This is a genomic window from Candidatus Filomicrobium marinum (genome assembly GCF_000981545.1).
Lineage (GTDB): Bacteria > Pseudomonadota > Alphaproteobacteria > Rhizobiales > Hyphomicrobiaceae > Filomicrobium > Filomicrobium insigne.
The window spans coordinates 3668911-3686719 of the sequence record NZ_LN829119.1; the positions used below are offsets into that span (position 1 = coordinate 3668911).

General features: G+C 55.7%; 18 protein-coding genes. 14 read left to right on the top strand and 4 right to left on the bottom strand.

From position 1 onward, the window contains the following. Window positions 1-24: 24 nt before the first annotated feature. Window positions 25-927: a formylglycine-generating enzyme family protein gene (locus YBN1229_RS17135; RefSeq protein WP_046479407.1), complete on the bottom strand. Its 903-nt coding sequence runs from the start codon at window positions 925-927 to the stop codon at window positions 25-27. A gap of 1316 nt (window positions 928-2243) precedes the next feature. Between YBN1229_RS17135 and YBN1229_RS17140 the strand changes: the two genes are divergently transcribed. Beyond that, window positions 2244-2738 (top strand): GFA family protein, encoded by a 495-nt coding sequence (locus YBN1229_RS17140; protein WP_046479408.1) that lies wholly within the window; start codon window positions 2244-2246, stop codon window positions 2736-2738. Between the two features lie 77 nt (window positions 2739-2815). Here YBN1229_RS17140 and YBN1229_RS17145 read toward each other — a convergent pair whose 3' ends face one another. Next, entirely contained in the window at window positions 2816-3286 is a 471-nt protein-coding gene (locus YBN1229_RS17145) for a CYTH domain-containing protein (protein ID WP_046479409.1), read from the bottom strand. 629 nt (window positions 3287-3915) lie between these two features. On the opposite strand from YBN1229_RS17145, the gene YBN1229_RS17150 reads away from it, so the two are divergent. From YBN1229_RS17150 to napH, 11 genes are all read left to right on the top strand, one after another. Continuing rightward, complete coding sequence (locus YBN1229_RS17150) at window positions 3916-4770, top strand: cytochrome c biogenesis protein CcdA (RefSeq protein ID WP_046479410.1); 855 nt, start codon at window positions 3916-3918, stop codon at window positions 4768-4770. Window positions 4771-4822: 52 nt separating this feature from the next. Continuing rightward, window positions 4823-6055 carry a methylamine dehydrogenase (amicyanin) large subunit gene (gene mauB / locus YBN1229_RS17155; RefSeq protein WP_046480754.1) on the top strand — a complete coding sequence of 411 codons (1233 nt, stop codon included), beginning with the start codon at window positions 4823-4825 and terminating at the stop codon, window positions 6053-6055. Between the two features lie 14 nt (window positions 6056-6069). After that, window positions 6070-6621, top strand: coding sequence for a MauE/DoxX family redox-associated membrane protein (locus YBN1229_RS17160; RefSeq protein ID WP_046479411.1), 552 nt, complete (start codon window positions 6070-6072; stop codon window positions 6619-6621). Window positions 6622-6635: 14 nt separating this feature from the next. Beyond that, window positions 6636-7274, top strand: coding sequence for a methylamine dehydrogenase accessory protein MauD (gene mauD / locus YBN1229_RS17165; protein WP_046479412.1), 639 nt, complete (start codon window positions 6636-6638; stop codon window positions 7272-7274). 38 nt (window positions 7275-7312) lie between these two features. Beyond that, window positions 7313-7864 carry a methylamine dehydrogenase (amicyanin) small subunit gene (gene mauA / locus YBN1229_RS17170; RefSeq protein ID WP_046479413.1) on the top strand — a complete coding sequence of 184 codons (552 nt, stop codon included), beginning with the start codon at window positions 7313-7315 and terminating at the stop codon, window positions 7862-7864. 74 nt (window positions 7865-7938) lie between these two features. Next, a complete protein-coding gene (locus YBN1229_RS17175) occupies window positions 7939-8298 on the top strand; it encodes a cupredoxin domain-containing protein (protein ID WP_076605426.1) in 360 nt (119 codons plus the stop codon). 26 nt (window positions 8299-8324) lie between these two features. Then, window positions 8325-9245, top strand: coding sequence for a methylamine utilization protein MauJ (locus YBN1229_RS17180; protein WP_046479414.1), 921 nt, complete (start codon window positions 8325-8327; stop codon window positions 9243-9245). A 75-nt stretch (window positions 9246-9320) separates the two neighbouring features. Continuing rightward, window positions 9321-10358 carry a tryptophan tryptophylquinone biosynthesis enzyme MauG gene (mauG, locus tag YBN1229_RS17185; protein WP_082101286.1) on the top strand — a complete coding sequence of 346 codons (1038 nt, stop codon included), beginning with the start codon at window positions 9321-9323 and terminating at the stop codon, window positions 10356-10358. A 26-nt stretch (window positions 10359-10384) separates the two neighbouring features. Beyond that, the gene (locus YBN1229_RS17190; RefSeq protein ID WP_046479415.1) at window positions 10385-10729 is read left to right on the top strand and encodes a methylamine utilization protein MauL; all 345 of its coding nucleotides are present in this window, start codon (window positions 10385-10387) and stop codon (window positions 10727-10729) included. Window positions 10730-10782: 53 nt separating this feature from the next. Continuing rightward, a complete protein-coding gene (gene napG / locus YBN1229_RS17195) occupies window positions 10783-11466 on the top strand; it encodes a ferredoxin-type protein NapG (RefSeq protein ID WP_046479416.1) in 684 nt (227 codons plus the stop codon). Next, complete coding sequence (gene napH / locus YBN1229_RS17200) at window positions 11466-12353, top strand: quinol dehydrogenase ferredoxin subunit NapH (RefSeq protein WP_046479417.1); 888 nt, start codon at window positions 11466-11468, stop codon at window positions 12351-12353. Before napG ends, napH begins: the two co-directional genes overlap by 1 nt. Window positions 12354-12409: 56 nt before the next feature. Here napH and YBN1229_RS17205 read toward each other — a convergent pair whose 3' ends face one another. After that, window positions 12410-12706, bottom strand: a complete 297-nt coding sequence (locus YBN1229_RS17205) for a hypothetical protein (RefSeq protein ID WP_046479418.1) — start codon at window positions 12704-12706, stop codon at window positions 12410-12412. A gap of 370 nt (window positions 12707-13076) precedes the next feature. Between YBN1229_RS17205 and YBN1229_RS17210 the strand changes: the two genes are divergently transcribed. Both YBN1229_RS17210 and YBN1229_RS17215 read left to right on the top strand, forming a co-directional pair. Then, complete coding sequence (locus tag YBN1229_RS17210; protein ID WP_076605354.1) at window positions 13077-13445, top strand: DUF2946 family protein; 369 nt, start codon at window positions 13077-13079, stop codon at window positions 13443-13445. Window positions 13446-13618: 173 nt separating this feature from the next. Then, a complete protein-coding gene (locus YBN1229_RS17215) occupies window positions 13619-15850 on the top strand; it encodes a TonB-dependent receptor (protein WP_046479420.1) in 2232 nt (743 codons plus the stop codon). Between the two features lie 185 nt (window positions 15851-16035). Here YBN1229_RS17215 and YBN1229_RS17220 read toward each other — a convergent pair whose 3' ends face one another. Then, entirely contained in the window at window positions 16036-17613 is a 1578-nt protein-coding gene (locus YBN1229_RS17220; protein WP_046479421.1) for a winged helix-turn-helix domain-containing protein, read from the bottom strand. Window positions 17614-17809 lie beyond the last annotated feature (196 nt).

Genomic DNA, 17809 nt, shown 5'->3' on the forward strand with positions numbered 1-17809 from the left:
TATGTTCGCTTGATGAAACTCTCTTCAGTTGTCGTTCTTGTTTGAGGGGCAATTGAGTACCGTCCTGAAACCGAGATGGGCGGCACTGAGATCTGCTTCCTGGGGCTGGCGTGCGGTGGGGCGGTAGCGGGCGCAGTAGTTGACCGCGCATAAGTAAGAGCCACCCTTGATCACACGTCGGGGAAATTCGTTGGGTGCTAGGCGGATGAGATTGAAAGAGGGCCCGGAAGGATTAATGACCGGTTCGCGCATATGGCCTGGGCGGTACCAGTCGTTGGTCCATTCCCAAACGTTGCCGAGCATGTCGTACAGGCCATAGCCGTTCGGTTTGAAGCTTCCGACGGGCGCAGTGCCTTCGTATCCATCGTCATTGGTATTCACGATTGGGAAGACGCCTTGCCAAGTATTAGCGGATGGCTTTCCTTCCGCATCATAGGGCTTTGTCCAATCCTCGTCCGATCCCCGTCCACCGAGCGCTGCAAATTCCCATTGCGCTTCAGTAGGCAGGCTGTGGCCTAGCCACTGCGCGTAGGCTTCGGCGTCCTCATAAGCAACGTGGACAACGGGATGATCGTCCTTGTCGTCGATGGAGCTGCCGGGACCCGTTGGATGTCTCCAATCAGCACCGGGAACGTATTGCCACCACTGTGTAAGGTTCCCGCCGCGCGTTAAGTTCGCTGGGCTGATGAAGACCACGGAGCCTGGCACGAGGACCTCAGCCGACAAGTCGGGATGCGTCTTTGAATCTGCTCCGCGCTCCGCCCGCGTGACATAGCCCGTGGCTTGTACGAATTTGCGGAACTGCGCATTCGTCACTTCGTGGCGATCAATCCAAAAGCTATCTATCCGAACGCTATGCGCGTATCGCTCTTCAGGACGAAACCGATCGGATCCCATTTGAAATGCGCCACCGGGAATGAACTCCATTTCAGGCGCGGCATCGTCTTGCGATGACGTATTGGTGGGTCGCACAGAGCATTGCGATGGTTCGGACCTGACGGTCCCCGGAGCGGCTAGAAACGCTAGCGCTATTGATGCTGATAAAAGTGCACTTTTATACGCGTGAAGCGCGAGCTTCTTCCGGCAAGATTTGTCGGAGTTGTGAGGAGAAGTATAAAATATGCCGAGGTTCTGGAGTTTTAGATTGTCGCGTGCGACCCATCTAAAAAACCAATTTAAAAAAAACGTACTGAAGGCAACGCTCTGCCTTCGGAAAATAACCACCCCGGCTGTCATGGACTTGCTCCTTTAAACAAGTCCCTCAGCCACCCGTCGTGACAGGCGGATGCTATCGGCAGTCTACTTCGTATGCAACCGCAAAATTAATCCAAAAACTATTGATTAACTTGTCTCTTTCTCCTGCTCTCCTGCTCTCCTGTTGAGAGCTCGCACGGTTTGCCTCGCGAGGGGAGGCTGGCGCTGGACGTCGAGAATTGTCTAATAACGCGTGTCAGCGGGATTAATTTGCCGATTGAATGATGTGCGTTGGAGATTGTTCTTGGTGGGCTTATTCGAGCAAGTTTTTTTAGCGAAATATCGCGCATGCGAATCTGCATAACTCCACGAGTGCAAACCCAATAGACGCTTCTTATTGTTGCGTGCTGCGCTATAGAAAATGGCTCTCGATTATGGCGTTAATCATAATTGCTAAGAGGGGGTGAACTGAAACTTCTCCGCGATAAGACTTTGTTCATAGTCTTGGGGGGGGGCTGGCCGCGACATAGGCGGGCAATATTGAAATTTTTTCATGAACCCTCGGAGGGCTCGGGAAGCGGCGAGGCCTTTTGAACAGCGTGCGCTTTTTGGGGGGGCAGTTTCAAAACACAGACATCGATAAGATCACGAGTTCCTCACTCGATCTTATCGTTGTGGATCATGCTCTGGGTGACCCCGGATTTGTGGTGGCGAATGCGCACGACGTAGAAAGCTAAAAGTCAAACCGGATGGTGGACGTCGTGTCGTGCTTGTTTATCTCAGTGTTGGAGAGGCTGAGGATTACCGGCCTTACTGGAAGGCGGCGTGGAAGAAACGTCCGCCTGCGTGGCTTGGCTCCTCCAATTCGGCGTGGCCACGACGGCGACACTACGATGATGTCTCGCTGGCACGACCTCAGAGATCATTGGCGTGCTCCAATGAGTACGGCTGCAACGGCGATCGCATTTTGCTCACGCGAATGGGATCGGTGATCGCGTTGACATCGTATCGCGTATGCTCCAGCTTTTGACTGGACTATGGAGATGGCCATGCCGATGCAATTGGACGGCTCCTGTCACTGCCGCGCTGTGCATTTCACAGTCGCGAGTCATACGCCCTATCCCTATCAGCTTTGTTATTGCTCTATCTGCCGCAAGACTGCGGGTGGCGGTGGTTTCGCCATCAACATCATGGGTGATGCGGCAACCCTGCAGGTGACAGGCAAGCGCACCTTACGCGTCTATCATGCAGAGATACGTGACGAGGCCGGACACTGTAATGTGTCTACGGGTGAACGGCATTATTGCGCGCGTTGTGCAAGTGCACTCTGGATTTCTGATCCAAGCTGGCCGGATCTGGTGCATCCATTCGCTTCGGCCATTGACACTGATTTGCCGGTTCCACCTGCCAAAGTACATTTGATGCTGCGTTACAGAACGAGCTGGGTTGTGCCGGATGTCGGGCCGGAAGATGACTGTTTCGAAGAGTACTCAGAGCTTTCCATTGAGGCGTGGCACAAGCAGCGTGGTTTCTGGATCGATTAGTTTGGAGACACGGCGTTCTTGGTGAAGAACGAGTTCCTAACGGTTGGTGACAGGCTTGGTCGGGTAAGGAGCGCTGGTCAGGACCATTGTGAAAATGGAACCCGGGCGAGTTCGGAATTATAGAATCGCCGATCGAAGGTCACTTCTTCACCTAGCCAAGCGGGATGCTCAAATGGCTGGTCGGCGTGTTCCAGTTCTATCTCGGCCAGCACGAGGCCAGCATTCTCTCCTTCGAACACATCGATTTCCCAGGCAAGATTTCCTGCAGGTACAATGTGTCGGGTTTTGACAACGACTGATCCTGTCCGCGCTTGCAGAAGTTCCTCGGCATCAGCAAGCGGAATGGGATATTCGAATTCCTGGCGTGTATGCCCTGGTGTGGCGGTTTTGATCGTCAACGTCGCCGTCGTGGCATCCTTGATGCGTACACGCAGTGAGATTTGTTCCGTGTCGGCTAGGTAGGCTTGGCGAATGTGTTTCTTTGCCGAGGCAAGTGGTTTCCACTCTTTGTTTGCAACGCGATACTTGCGCTCGATCTCTAACGCCATGTGGCCTCGTTTCAGAGCAAAGTCAGTAGAAGCTCAGGGCTCAGTATATTCTAACGGATCAGAACCTCACTCCCACTCTTGCGCTACCTGAATGAGATTCAAAATTGTCACTGCCGAAGCCGCTATCGGATCATCCTCGTCGAACATATTTAGGCTAACTGCCAACTATGACTCCGCCATTGGATGTTGCGCGTGATCCGATGTGGTGTTGGCTCTTGCTACAAATAAGAGTTCGAGGACGTTTTATCGGCATGCCCTCGCCGAAGTGAAATAACGCGCGGATGACGTCGGTAAGTGCGTGCAGGGTCGATCCACTGATTTTGGGCGATGTCAGTCGTCGGACATAATGGTCTTGCTGCCTTGCGTTCCCGCAGAAATCTTTGACTACATGAGCGTGGGAATGGTGCTCATGGCAGGATAAAATGCGCAGATCTGCGCCAGTAACTCCTGTTCAATCCTTGCGCGCAAAATGCCCATTTCTTGAGCGAGTTGCATTTTTATGCATCATTTTTATGTATTAATTTTCCTGTGGGTGCTTGAAGTTTCCTGTGACTGATGCTTATAGTCGCGGCCAGTGAACTGTAGGGAAACTGCAGTCATTGGTAGGAAACATTCAAAGGGGGCACGCCATGTCCACCTACGCATCTCTTTCCAAAGAGGCACAAGCATCTGCTGTTGCTACAGAAGGTGTTCCTGATTGCGTCTCGTTCGCAGCACCGCAGTCGCGCAGCTCACGCGCCGTTCTTATGGCTCTTAGCGCTGCGATTGGTGTCGCTGTCGGTCTGGGCGGTTCTCACTTTTTCCCGGAAACACAGATTGCAATCTGGCTTGTTGCGGGTGTGGCCCTGATGGGTGGTCTGCTGTCTACGTGGTCACCTTGCGGCTATTCCAGTCTTACCTTGTTGCGGCCGCGAGGTCATGAATACTCGTTGCGGTCTGTTGTTGGTTATGTGCCGACGCTTGTTCTGCATGGTCTGGGTTATGCATTTGGTGCTGTTGTGCTTGGTGGTGTCTTGGCTGGCATTGGCTACGTGGTAGGCCTTGATAACTACGTAACGACTGGAGCTGTTGTTCTTGCGGTTGTTGCTGTGCTTTACGGCGCGCACCAATTCGGATTTCTGCGTGTGCCTTATCCGCAGCGCCGTGCGCAAGTTCCGCATGATGCGCGTCAGCGGTTTCCGATTGAAGCGATTGGGTTGCTCTACGGCGTATCTTTGGGGCTCAACTACCTGACGTATGTCCAGACGCCTATCCTTTATCTCGTGACCGCGCTTGCGGTTTTAAGCGGAAACGTGACAACGGCAATCGCATTGTTTGCGATCTTCAATCTTGGCCGCTTTCTACCAATGCTAATCAATCTGCTTCCCGTTACGGATCGATCGGTCACTGCATGGCTTGCCCGCAGGCAGGAGGCAGCTGCGACCTTTGATGGCGCACTGTTGGTCGGCTCTGGCGCGGCGATCCTGGCGATGTACCTCGCCTAAGCCTTCCGCCCTTCAACGCAACCAGAACAATCGTGGCCTCATGGAGGAAACAATGACGCACGTCCACTCTACACCGGAATTATTGGCAAAGTATCGCACGGCCCTTTTGGGCGGTGTGGCGAGTCTCAGCCTTTTTGTCTCTGGTGCAGCCTATGCGCAGCAGAGCCCGTCCGGAGCCGAAGTTCCCAAGCACCTTGATGAAAAAGCGACGTCTCAACTCGAGGACGACCCGCAGATCCTAAGTGCTTCCACCCCGGATTCACGCCGCATTTATATCACGGATCCCGCTCACTTCGCGGTTGCGACCCAGACGTTCACCATTGACGGCAATGAAGGCAAGGTTCTCAGTATCACTGACGGTGGCTTCCTAGCCAATCCTTTCGCTGCAACGGATGGCAGCTATTTCGGGCTGGCCAGCACGGTTTACTCGCGCGTTTCGCACGGCAAGCGGGATGACTACATCGAGGTTTACGATGCGAAGACGCACGACGTAATCGCTGACATCGATATCCCGGAAAGCCGGTTTCTCGTCGGTACGTATCCGTGGATGACGACAGTTACGCCGGACAACAAGTCGCTGCTCTTCTATCAATTCACGCCGTCGCCACAGGTCGGTCTCGTCGACATCGAGAACAAGAAGTTCGTCCGCATGCTTGACGTGCCGGATTGCTATCACATCTTCCCGACGTCAAACGATACGTTCTTCATGCATTGCCGCAATGGCAGCATGGCGAAGATCACCTTCGACAAGGATGGCAAGGTTGACGTTAAGCAAACAGAGGCCTTCCACAGCGAGAGCGAATATCTGATCAACACGCCGGCCTTTTCCATGAAGGCGGGACAGATTGCCTGGCCGACTTACGAAGGCAAGATCTTCATGATCGACGTCTCTTCGGGTGAGGCAAAGTTCGGAAAACATTTTGATGTTTTTTCGGACGAGGAAAAGGCCGACAACTGGCGTACGGGCGGGTGGTTACCTGTCGCTTATCATCGTGACTCCGGGCAAGTTTATCTGCTTGCCGACCAGCGGGCAAAGTGGACTCACAAGTATTCTAGCCAGTTCGTGTTTGTACACGACGCGAAGACAGGCAAGCGCATTCGCAAAATCGAACTTGGCCGAGACATCGATTCGATCGCTGTAAGCCAGGACGACAAGCCTCAGCTCTATGCGCTCTCGACCGGGGAAAAAACCCTCTACATCCTCGACGCTGAGACTGGCAAAGAACTGCACAAGGTTCCAGAACTTGGCCACGGTCCACAAGTGATCGTCGCTCACGATAACTGAGCGAGGAACAAGCCATGTGGCTTTGGTCAGATCCACTCGTAACGATCTTCGTTCGGTCGTTTCTGGCTCTTCTGTTTGCGGGCGCAGCTTACTCAAAGCTGCGCCACCAGGAAGAGTTCTATGGGGTGGTGCGCAATTTCCGGCTGATGCCGGATTGGTTGGCCTACCCCTTCGCTATGATTCTGCCGTGGCTGGAACTTGCAGTTGCGGTCGGGCTGGTGGTCGATCGTGCGATGCCGGTGGCCGCCGTGGCGGCGAGTTCACTTCTCATCGTCTTTGCACTCGCGATCGCCATCAATGTGGCACGCGGCCGGAAGGCTATCGACTGCGGATGTTTCCGTACGGGTTACAGGCAGAACCTTAGCTGGCTTCTCGTTCTCCGCAACGTGTTGCTGGCAGGTGCAGGTCTGATCCTCGTGTTGGCTCCACAGGCGGTCAGAACTGCGACCGTTGTCGACTTTATGAGCGGTGTCTTGGCTGCGCTCGTCGCCATGACTCTCTATTTCACGTCCGGACTTCTCACCGGTGTGGCGAACACCGCGCGGAACAACGGCCACCTTGTCTAGAAAGGATGAACGCAATGGCGATCGAGTTCCTGATTGCGTCTAATATTTTGCTTTGGCTCGCGCTCATTGGCGGAGCGGTCGTTCTGCTCGGAGTAACCCGCCAGGTCGGGATTTTGCACGAGAGATCAGCTCCGTTGGGAGCCATGATCACGGACCATGGTCCCGACATTGGCGACAGTGCGCCGACCTTTGATGTGTTCGACTATTACGGGAAGGCTCTTCGCATCGGAGGCCCCGAAGCCCGTGGTAGAGAGACGCTTCTCATGTTCACGGCTCCAACCTGCCCGATCTGCGACAAGCTTCTGCCGATCATTAAATCGGTGGCGCGCGATGAGAAGGTTTCGGTTTTGCTGATCAGTGACGGCCAGCCGGAGGACCACGCGCGCTTCCTGAAGAACCACGACGTCGGAGATATTCCCTACATCGTTTCTCCGGAAGTCGGCATGCGCTTTCAGGTCGGCAAGATCCCTTATGGCGTTGTCTTAGATCAACACGGAAAGATCCGCGCGAAGGGGCTGACGAATACGCGCGAACATCTTGAGAGCCTGCTCGAAGGTGCACGGTCCGGTCACCATTCGCTCCAGGACTACATGAGCAAGCAAGGCATCAATGCACTGAATGCCAACGGTAGCGGCATTCACGTCGAGCACTAAACGCCACGACATAGCGATAAGTGGAGGAGGAATACCCCATGTTGGAGAAGACGAAGTTCGATCAAGTTTTTGAAAGCCTCTCGCGTACTATCGCGGGGCGCACGAGCCGCCGCGGCTTTATCGGAAAAGTTGGCACCGCCCTTGCCGGTGTTGCTCTCGTTCCGTTGCTTCCAGTCGACCGTCGCGGACGCGTGAGCCGGAGCGCCCACGCCGCTTCCGGAACGCGCGAAGGTTGGAAGCCGCAGGATAACGACCCGTCACAGTGCGACTACTGGCGCCACTGCTCGATCGACGGCAACATTTGCGATTGCTGCGGCGGCTCGCTGACGAACTGCCCTCCGGGCACCAAGCTTTCCCCGAGTTCGTGGGTGGCAAGCTGCTACAACCCAGGTGACAAGCAAAGCTACCTGATCGCTTACCGCGATTGTTGCGGCAAGAACGTGTGCGGCCGTTGCGGCTGTCTGAACACGGAAGGCGAGTTGCCGGTTTACCGTCCGGAATTCGCGAACGACATCATTTGGTGCTTCGGTGCCGAAGACGACGCGATGACCTATCACTGCACGATTTCGCCAATCGTTGGTAAGGCGTGATTTCATTGTCGGCGGCAGCATTTGTTGCTGCCGCCGACACAGGCACACTGGGAAAGCAAGGAAACGAACTGCGTATGAGATTTCTCTCAATTATTGTTGGAACGCTTCTTCTCACAACACCATTGCACGCTGCTGATCGGCTGGAGCATGTGGACCCTGCCGCTGCTTCAGGGCAGGTGGTTACCGTGCATATCGATAAAATGAAATACGACCCGAAAGAGCTGGTCATTGCCAAGGGAACGACCGTCATTTGGACCAATGACGACGCCATGCCGCACAATGTGCATTTCGGCAAAGGCGATCCAAAGAACGAAGTTAAAGGCGACATGCTACGCGCCGGACAGTCCTACGCATTGAAATTCAATGAGGCTGGCGAATTTCCCTATATCTGCACGCCGCACCCATTCATGAAGGCGACAGTGAAGGTTGAATAAGGCGCTTCAAAAGCTGAGGTGAAGGTATGTGGATCCCGTACGGTTTGCTCGGGCCATTAAAGGCTGAAAGTGCTCCGGAAACAGTTCGGAATTCCGCCGAAGATACGAATGAGCGTGAATTTCTCGTCGGCTTCTTTGTGCGAAATCCAGTTACCCAGGTTTGGGAAGTCGACATTCTGTTGAATAACGGAACGCACAGCGAGACGCTGAATTTTCATGGGCGCCCAGCCGTCATGAATCTCTTTCCGAACGATGCTGGGAAGCTTGACGAGATCCTATACCGCATTGAGGCGTGTAGCGCCCAGCAAGCCGTAGACGCGTGTTATGCGCACGTAACCACGCAATTGGCATCGTGGGCCTTGAGACTTGGACGCGGCATGGCGGTGGCCGGCTGGCGTGTCGCAGATCTGAAACATGAGACGCGTTGGCGCTGCGTGCCGTTTCGTCCAAGTGCACTGGAACTCAAGCAGCCAACTCTGGACCAGGTTCCCGATACGCATCGTCATCTTCTCCACCTTTATGGCGAAGTGCGGAACGCGACGTCTCCCGCTTGGCGGTTGCTGAACGCAATGACGATCCTAAGAGCGTGGCGGGATCGCGCCGAGCCGTTCGGGTCGACAGATCAACGTGCTTCTGAAGTTGGGCAGTCGCGGCGAGAGCATCTCGTGACCTTTGAGACGCTTATGCATAGTGGCGCGGGATCGAGCGCGTCCGACCTGCGAGACAAACCGCTTGCCGAACTCATTCAACGTCTTGAGCCGGTATGTCGAAAAGTCATTCGCGCGCTTGAAGGCGAGCGCGACGCTTACAGCGTCCCGACACGTGCAGAAGCGGCTCAATTGGCCGAATTCGCCAACCTAGCAGATGCTTGTGCCCGTGAGGTGCTTACTGGGGAACTGACGCTTCTTCAAGCGACTGAAGAAGCTAAACGCTTGGAACATGTGTGAGTCGAAAAGGGAGATGTCAAAGCTTTGACTAAGACTTCGCAGAGGGTTGGTCGCATGATTCGACGGGGCGCGCAGATGTCGCTGTCTCTGGCCGCGATCGCGTTCGCTGCAGTTTCCGGTCTGGCTGAGGCTGGCGGAATCACAATCTCTACAGCAGCCGGCGATAAGATCATAACGCTGGAGGCGTTGAAGGAACGCTATGAGCGGCCCGATGCGATCCCGTTTCCAAAGAATAATCCCTACACGGAAGAGAAGGAGAAGCTCGGTAAGAAGCTGTTCTTCGATCCGCGGTTGTCGCGATCGCAAATCGTGTCGTGTGCAACTTGCCACAACCCGAGTTTAGGATGGTCCGACGGGCTCCCCAAAGGCGTCGGTCACGGTATGGAGCCATTGGAACGGCGCTCCCCGCCTGTGTTGAATCTCGCCTGGGCCCTAAGCCTCATGTGGGATGGGCGGGCGCATTCGCTTGAGCAACAAGCGCTGATGCCGATTACGGCTCCCCAAGAAATGAATATGACGATGGATGATGTCGTCGATCGGCTGCGCATGGTCCCCGGTTACCGAGAGTTATTTTCGGAGGCGTTCGGCGAAACTGATTCCATCAATGCCAAAAATATCGTCGCGGCGCTTGCAACGTACGAACGGACGTTGGTTTCTCATAAGGCCCCGTTTGATTTATGGGTCGAGGGTGACGAGGATGCGATCTCGGCAGAGGCAAAACGTGGTTTCGTGACGTTCAATACGAAGGCCCGTTGCAGCGCGTGTCATGCCGGCTGGCGGTTTACCGACGATAGTTTTCACAACATCGGTCTTGAAACGGACGACGTCGGTCGTGGCAAGTTTACTCCGCCAAGTGTTGCCATCATGAAGTACGCGTTTAAAACGCCATCCCTGCGAGATCTCCGTATGCAAGGGCCATATATGCATGACGGCTCGATGGCCGATCTTGATGAAGTCTTGGAACACTATGTGAAGGGTGGCCGTAAGAGCCCCAACCTCTCGCCGGAGATGCGGCCGGTGAAGCTTTCCAAAACGGAACAGAGCGATTTGATCGCGTTTCTTGAGACACTACGTGGCCCTTCGGTAAAGCCGCAGCTTCCGGACTTGCCATGATGATGAGTGAATGGAGAAGGTCGTCAATGGACCAAATTAGGCGCGTGATCATTGCGCTGGCTGCTGTTCTGGTTTGGGCGTTGGTGCCCAATGCCGTTCAGGCTGAAGAGCATGAGCTTGTTATAACGCACATGGAAATTGCCGAAACGAACATTCGGCCGAAAGTGGGAGATACGGTGAAGTTCATCAATCAAGCCGATATCGCTCACAATCTTTATCTCACTTATGAAGATGGCACGGTCCAAAATTTGGATACTCAGTTTCCCGGCATGTCAAAAACCGCAAAAATTGAAAGAAGCGGAAAGGTCGTTGTCCGCTGTTGGATTCATCCGGTGATCCGGATGGAATTCGACGCTGCGGATGCCGACTGAAACTGACGTGCTTTGTTTGAGGTGATCGACAAACGTTTGAACGGAGGGTTGGCATGGCAGACCCGGAAGGAAAAACGAACAAGCCGAAGGAAATTTCTCGTCGAGAGATGATTGTCGGCGCCTCCAAGGTCGCGGGTGTTGGATGTCTGGCGGCCGTTGCGCTTGCAAAGTATGTGGATACTGCTCGGGCACGAGACGCGCAGGCTCTGCGTCCGCCGGGAGCTCTCCCAGAGGAAGAGTTCCTTGCCGCGTGCGTGCGCTGTGGGCTTTGCGTTCGTGCTTGTCCGTATGACACGCTTCATCTCGCTACGCTTGGTGACATGGCGCCAGTTGGGACGCCGTACTTCGTGGCGCGGGAGACCCCGTGCTTCATGTGTCCCGATGTGCCGTGTGCAAAGGCTTGCCCCACCGGTGCGCTGGACCGCGATATCGGAAACATTCGTGAGGCGGACATGGGCGTGGCCGTTCTGGTCGATCATGAGAACTGTCTCAATTATCGTGGGATGCATTGCAGCATCTGTCACCGTGTTTGTCCGATTCTGAATGAGGCCATTACGCTTGAGCCGCAGGTGATCCGCGGACGCAAGATGGTGATCCCTATCGTGCACTCAGACAAATGTACAGGGTGCGGGACATGCGAGAAGCAATGCGTATTAAAGGAAGCCGCGATCCGCGTATTGCCGCGTAAGCTCGGCCTTGGAGCGCCAGGCAGAAACCCTGCGGGGCGTACATCGTAATGGGGTTCACGCTGACGAGCGAGGGCCGCAGAGAGGGGGCTGCAGCAAAAGGTTGGCTACGTGCGCACAAGTGGTGGTTGTTGCGCAGGCTGTGCCAAGTTTCCGTGTTAGGCATCTTCATGATTGGGCCCATGGCCGGCGTCTGGATCATGCGAGGTAATTTCGCTTCCAGCGAGCTTCTTGGCACGGTGCCACTGGCTGATCCTTACATCTTTGTACAGTCGTTGGTGGCCGGTAATCCGCCGATTGCCATTGCGGTGATTGGCGCGGCTCTCATCACGGCTCTTTATCTGGTCGTTGGTGGGCGGGCTTACTGCGGCTGGGTGTGTCCGGTGAATGTCGTAACTGACAGTGCTTTCTGGCTCAGAGAAAAGCTTGGGATTACGCGGGACCGCAAATTGGACCGGCGAACGCGCGTTTGGATCTTGTTCGCGTCTTTGGTCACATCGTTTGCAACCGGAACGATCGCGTGGGAGTTCGTCAATCCCGTATCGATATTGCAACGTGGGCTGATCTTCGGGATTGGCGCGGGATGGGGCATTGTCGTTGCCGTGTTCTTGCTCGATCTATTTGTGACACGGCGTGGATGGTGCAGCCATTTGTGCCCCGTCGGAGCCTTTTATGGCGTCATTGGTCGGGGCAGTCTGGTCCGCGTCGCGGCCGCGCGGCGTGAGGATTGCACAAACTGCGGAAAGTGTTTCAACGTTTGCACAGAACCCCACGTCATTACGCCGGCGCTAAAAGGTAATGGTACGCGTCTCATTCTTTCGGGAGACTGCGTCAATTGTGGAAGCTGTATCGATTCCTGTCCGGTTGATGTTTTCGAAATGACTCAAAGGTTTCGGACTTGGCCCGTCGATCCGCCTGCCGCAGATCGCGTATCATGACGGCTCCGAATATTCTCTGACTGTAGGTTCGTGGTCTGCACGCATTGATGACGTGTTCATTGTCGACATGATACGAGACGCCGATAAGCCAGCCGGATGCTCAGTGCCGCGCTTCCCAGGATGCCGAGTATCAAGAGGGTCGCGCCAACGGGGAGCGACGGACCAAACTCGCGAAGGATGCCGTCCTCATCGATTGCTACGAAGCGATTGCCCAGATAGAGCAGCCCAAGTGCGGTTGTGAGGAGAAGGGCCACGGTGCCCCAAGCCATACGGTTTTCTGCTGATTTCCGAAACGTGTGAAAGAAAGTCCAGAGAAGAAGCCCGATACTCAGTAACAGAAGTCCGGTGTTCATTAAGCTGTCCCGCTTGATGGTTTCGCGATGTTTTCTCAGCCGCTATCGATCACCAACAGGCTTCGTGTTTGCGGCGCATCCGCAATCTGCCGACGTACTTTGTTGGAACTCTGTCGACTGACACGGATCCGTTTCGTCCGCGATCTGCGCTTTAGGTTTGCGCGCAGAAACCATTCCACGTTTGGGCCATTGAAGGTGCTTCTCGCGCTTCTCGATTAAGCGAAACGAAGCATGCGGCTTTTATGAAGTCACGGGCCTGAAAATATGAGTCACAAGTACGTCACAGTCGGTGGACAATTGTTCAGGCAGCTCCCTGATAATGTTGCCTTTGTGATGCCCGTAACTTAACGCTACGGACAGGGGGAATTCCGTGCCTAGTGGTGTCGTCGCTTATTTTATTATCCTAGCCGTTGTCCTACGCAGTTTGGTTGCGCCGGGCTTTATGCTGGGCGCGACGCCGGACTCTGATAGCCTTACTGTCGTTATCTGTACGGAACACGGTGCTGTCGACATTCAGGTCGGCGGCGATGGGCTCCCAACAAAATCCGATGAAGGGGTTGGTGAGCACTCGAAGTGTCCGTACGCGGCTTCAACGATTGTCGCCCTTCTTCCTCCTCTTCTTATCGCTGAACCGGCGCGCTCTGCGCCTCAGCTAAGGATTGCTCCCAACGCATCCTATACAGCGCCGTCATCGCGACCGGAATTGCCGGCTCCCGCGCGCGGTCCTCCCCTCGCTTAAACTTTCCTTGCGGATACTGCGTCCGTGCGTGTTCGTCGGTAGTCGTCATGACTGTCGAACCAGAACGCTGACCTTGCAACGAACACCATCGCTGGGCGCGCGGCCGCATGTCTGATGCGGACGGCGAGCACGGCTGTGCGTGGTCATGACTGACATCTCATCGAGTTTCACCAATGCGACTAAGAAAAAACATTCGGGCGCTCTGGGCGACGTCTGCGGCGGTAGCCGTTGTTGTCGGACCTAGCGGCGCGCTTGGACAGCAACAATCTGCACCTGCACAGTTGCCGGAGATTACGGTCGAAACGACTGGAACGCCGACCCCAAAAAAGGCTTCGAGTGCTCAGCTCACGTCTTCACCATCACCTGCCCAAATGGAGGCGATGCCAACCCATTCATCGCCGCCACCGACGCAGCCGTTCGCGCGCGAGCAATCTGTCATGCCGCAGCAATTTTTGAGCAGCAATGACAGTGCGCGTTTGTTCCAAAGCGTACCCGGCATGAGCTTTCAAACTGGAGGCGGTGTATCGGCGCTGCCGTATTTGAACGGGTTTGGAGACGATCGGCTGAAGGTTGTCGTCAATGGCATGACGCTGACGTCGTCCTGCGGCAACCACATGAATCCGGCGCTGTCGTATATCGACGCGACTGCGGTCGATAAGATCTCGGTCGTGGCGGGCGTGACGCCCGTAAGCATGGGGGGCGACAGTCTGGGCGGCACCATCGCGGTCGATTCCGCTGCGCCCTTATTCGCCACTTCAGGTGAAGGTGCGATTGCGGGCGGTCGTCTTTCCGCTTTTTACCGCAGCAACGGTAATGGCTTTGGCGCGACGGCGCATGCTTATGCCGCTACCGAAGACGTGAGCATCGCTTACACAGGGTCGACGACCCGCGCCAGCAACTACGAAGACGGCAGCGGCAGGGAAGTCTATTCCTCGCTCTATAAGGCAACCAATCACCTGCTCAGTGCCGCAGGTCGGTCGGGCAACAATCAGTTCGGTGTCGATTTCGGATGGCAGTCGATCCCCTATCAGGGCTTCGTCAATCAGTACATGGACATGACCGACAACAAGAGCTTTTCTGTCAATGCCCATTACAAAGGACAATTCGACTGGGGCTTTTTAGAAGGCCGGGTTTATCGCCAATCCATTCGCCATTCCATGAATATGCTCGAAGACAAAGCGAGTCTGGGCTGGGATATGCCGATGGAAACGCGCGGGAGCGACACCGGTTATGCCTTCAAGGCCGGGCTGCAGCTGACCGAGGCGACACAGCTCCGGGTTGGTCACGAGTATCACCGCTATCGGCTTGACGACTGGTGGCCTCCTCTTGCGGGTGCAGCCCCGATGATGGGGCCCAATACCTACTGGAACATCAACGATGGTAAGCGGGATCGAACTTCCGCATTCGGTGAGCTGGAGACCGACTGGTCATCGGCCTGGACGACGCTTGTCGGTGTACGCCTCGATCGCGTCGTATCCGACACCGGGCCCGTGCAGGGCTACAGCCCCATGATGATGTACGCTGCGGATGCCAACGCGTTTAACTCGCTTGACCGTAAACGGACAGATACCAATGTCGATGTCACGGCGACCGCGCGCTACGAGCCGGCTGCTACGCATGCCTTCGAGTTCGGAGCGGCCCGCAAAACGCGTTCTCCCAATCTCTACGAGCGTTACGCTTGGTCGAACGCGACTATGGCCGGGACTATGGTCAACTGGTTTGGCGATCTCAATGCCTATGTCGGCAATCCTGATCTCAAGCCGGAGATTGCCCATAGCGCGCGCGCCAGTGCCGAATGGCACGATGCGGCGCATCGTGATTGGCATTTCAAAGTCAGCGGATATCTGACTTACGTGGATGATTACATCAACGTGGAGACGAATACGATCGGGGGTGCGCCGCCACCAGGACGCACGAAGCTGCGGTTCGTCAATCATGATGCGCGGCTCGCAGGTGTCGATATCGAGGCCTCGAAGGCGCTCGGCTATGCCTGGGGCGATTGGCGGGTCAGTGGCGTCTTCAGCTATGTCGCGGGACGCGATCTCGACGCGGACACCTACCTCTACAACATCATGCCTGCGAATGTGCGTGTGGCGCTGACCCATACTCTTGGGAACTGGTCAAACACCGTCGAACTGCAGGGCGTGGCGGCGAAGAACAACGTCGATGTTGTCCGTCTCGAGCCACGCACGAGTGCGTATGCGCTCGTAAATTGGCGCAGCAGTTACGCAATGGACAACGTCCGGTTCGACTTCGGCATCGATAACGTGTTCGACACGGACTACGAGCTGCCTTTGGGCGGGCTCAGCGCCTACGTTTACAACCGAGATGCGGCAAACCTCGACCATGCCCGCGTGCATGGTCCTGGGCGTTCCTTCAACGTTGGAATGACTGTCGACTTCTGATCCATGTTTTCAAGATTGCTCGGGTCTCAGGACCCGGGCAATTCTGCAAGCGGAACAATAGGTGTAAAACCGTTTCCGTCTCAGGTAACGAACATGTTCAGTAGCGATCCCGATGTCTTGGAATTCCTCAGTAATCACTGGAACTCTGGTCGGCTCGATCTCACGCAAGGTCGACGGGGGGCCGTTCACTCCGCGAGTCCAGCTTTCCGCAGGCCATCGGCAAATATCGAAAGATGCTCAGGGCGGCTGATCGGGAGCCAGTCCCTGATATTTGAAATGCGCAACCCCGGATCGAGCCTCCGCAGTTCTTCGATTGCACGTCTTGCGTCTTCTTGGCGGCCGTTGAGCGCTCGGGTCGCTGCAATCAACGCCACGACCATGAGGAAGCTTGGCAGATTGCTGTATGATCGTTCTGCCCACGTAGACGCCGTCCCGATGCGACCGGCAAATAAATGCGCCATCGCGATCCCCGCCTGCATGCGATAGAGCTCTGGGTCGACAGGGCTCAGGCGCATAGCTCGCTCGAAGTGCTCGATTGCGTCCTCGCATTCACCGTGCCAAATCCGTAGGAAGCCGCCGAGAAACCAGGCTGAGGCAAGATTAGGGTTTAGGAATACGGCCCTGTCGAGAAGTGCAATGCCACTGTTGAGATCGCCGGTCAGATGCGCGAGTGCATGGCCACCTCGCGTGAGGGCTACAGCATCGTCCCTGCCCAATTCGACGGCGCGGCGTGCGAGGCGTTCTCCCTCGGCGATTTCCCGGGCGCGATCATCTGTCCAACCGTTGATCTTGCGCCAGAAGTAGGACCAGGCAGCCATGGCGTGACCGGCCGCGAAATCGGGGTCGAGTTCGATACTTCTCTGGAAAAGTGACAAGGCTTCTTCGATGGCCTCTTGTGTGCCCCGATGCATGTGCGCGATTCCGCGCAGGTAGCAGTCGTAGGCGTTCAGACTGGCCGTAGGTTTGTTCTTCGCACGCTCGATTTCGGCCAATTCCACTTGTGGAGCGATCGCGCCGGCAACACTCGCTGCGATCTCATCCTGCAGCTTGAAGATGTCTTCGAGCCGTCCTTCGAAACGCTCAGCCCAGAGGTGTACGCCGGTTGAAGCCTCGACAAGCTGTCCTGTAATGCGGATGCGATCGGAAGCTTTGCGCAAACTGCCTTCCAGCACGTAGCCGACGCCGAGTTCTTGGCCTACCTGTTTCAGGTCGACGGTTCGGTCCTGGTACGTGAAGCTTGAATTGCGAGCAATTACGAACAGCCAGCGCACGCGCGACAGTGCGGTGATGATCTCCTCTACCACACCATCAGCGAAGTAGGCCTGCTCGGGGTCTCCGCTCAAATTCTGAAATGGCAGTATTGCAATGGACGGCCTGCTCGGAAGGAGCGGCGCAGGACGGGAGACGTTCGTCGTCGGGTGAATAGCTTCGTTCGCGATCTGCTCAGCTACTTGAGCCTCGGTCACGTCGCCCACGAAGCGGAAGCCTTTTCGTGGGAGGGTGCGAACGAGGTGCTGCTTCTCGCCGCTGTCGCCAATGGCCTTGCGAACGGCATTGATATGGCTGGTGAGCGTCGATTCCGAAACGATGCGTCCGCCCCACACGGCCTCGATTATGCGATCCTTGCTCACCACATGATCGCGGTTCTGAATGAGGTAGAGCAGAAGATCGAAGACTTGTGGTCCAACGCCGACTGACTGGGCAGCCCGCGTAAGCTCTCGGCGCTCTGGGTCGAGGGTACAGTCTGAGAACAAGAATTGCACGTATAACTCCGCCAGGAGTCCAACCGGAGAGTGTCGGTCAAAGTACATAACATAATACGGTGTCTGGCTGGGTTTTGGACGTATTTCCAGGGTAAACTAAAGGGTATTTGAAGGTCGCTGCAAAGCCTTTCTGCGGCATTCACGGCACTCTCCATGCAGTAGCGACGTCCTCGCGGTGCGACGTCGGATTCTTGGA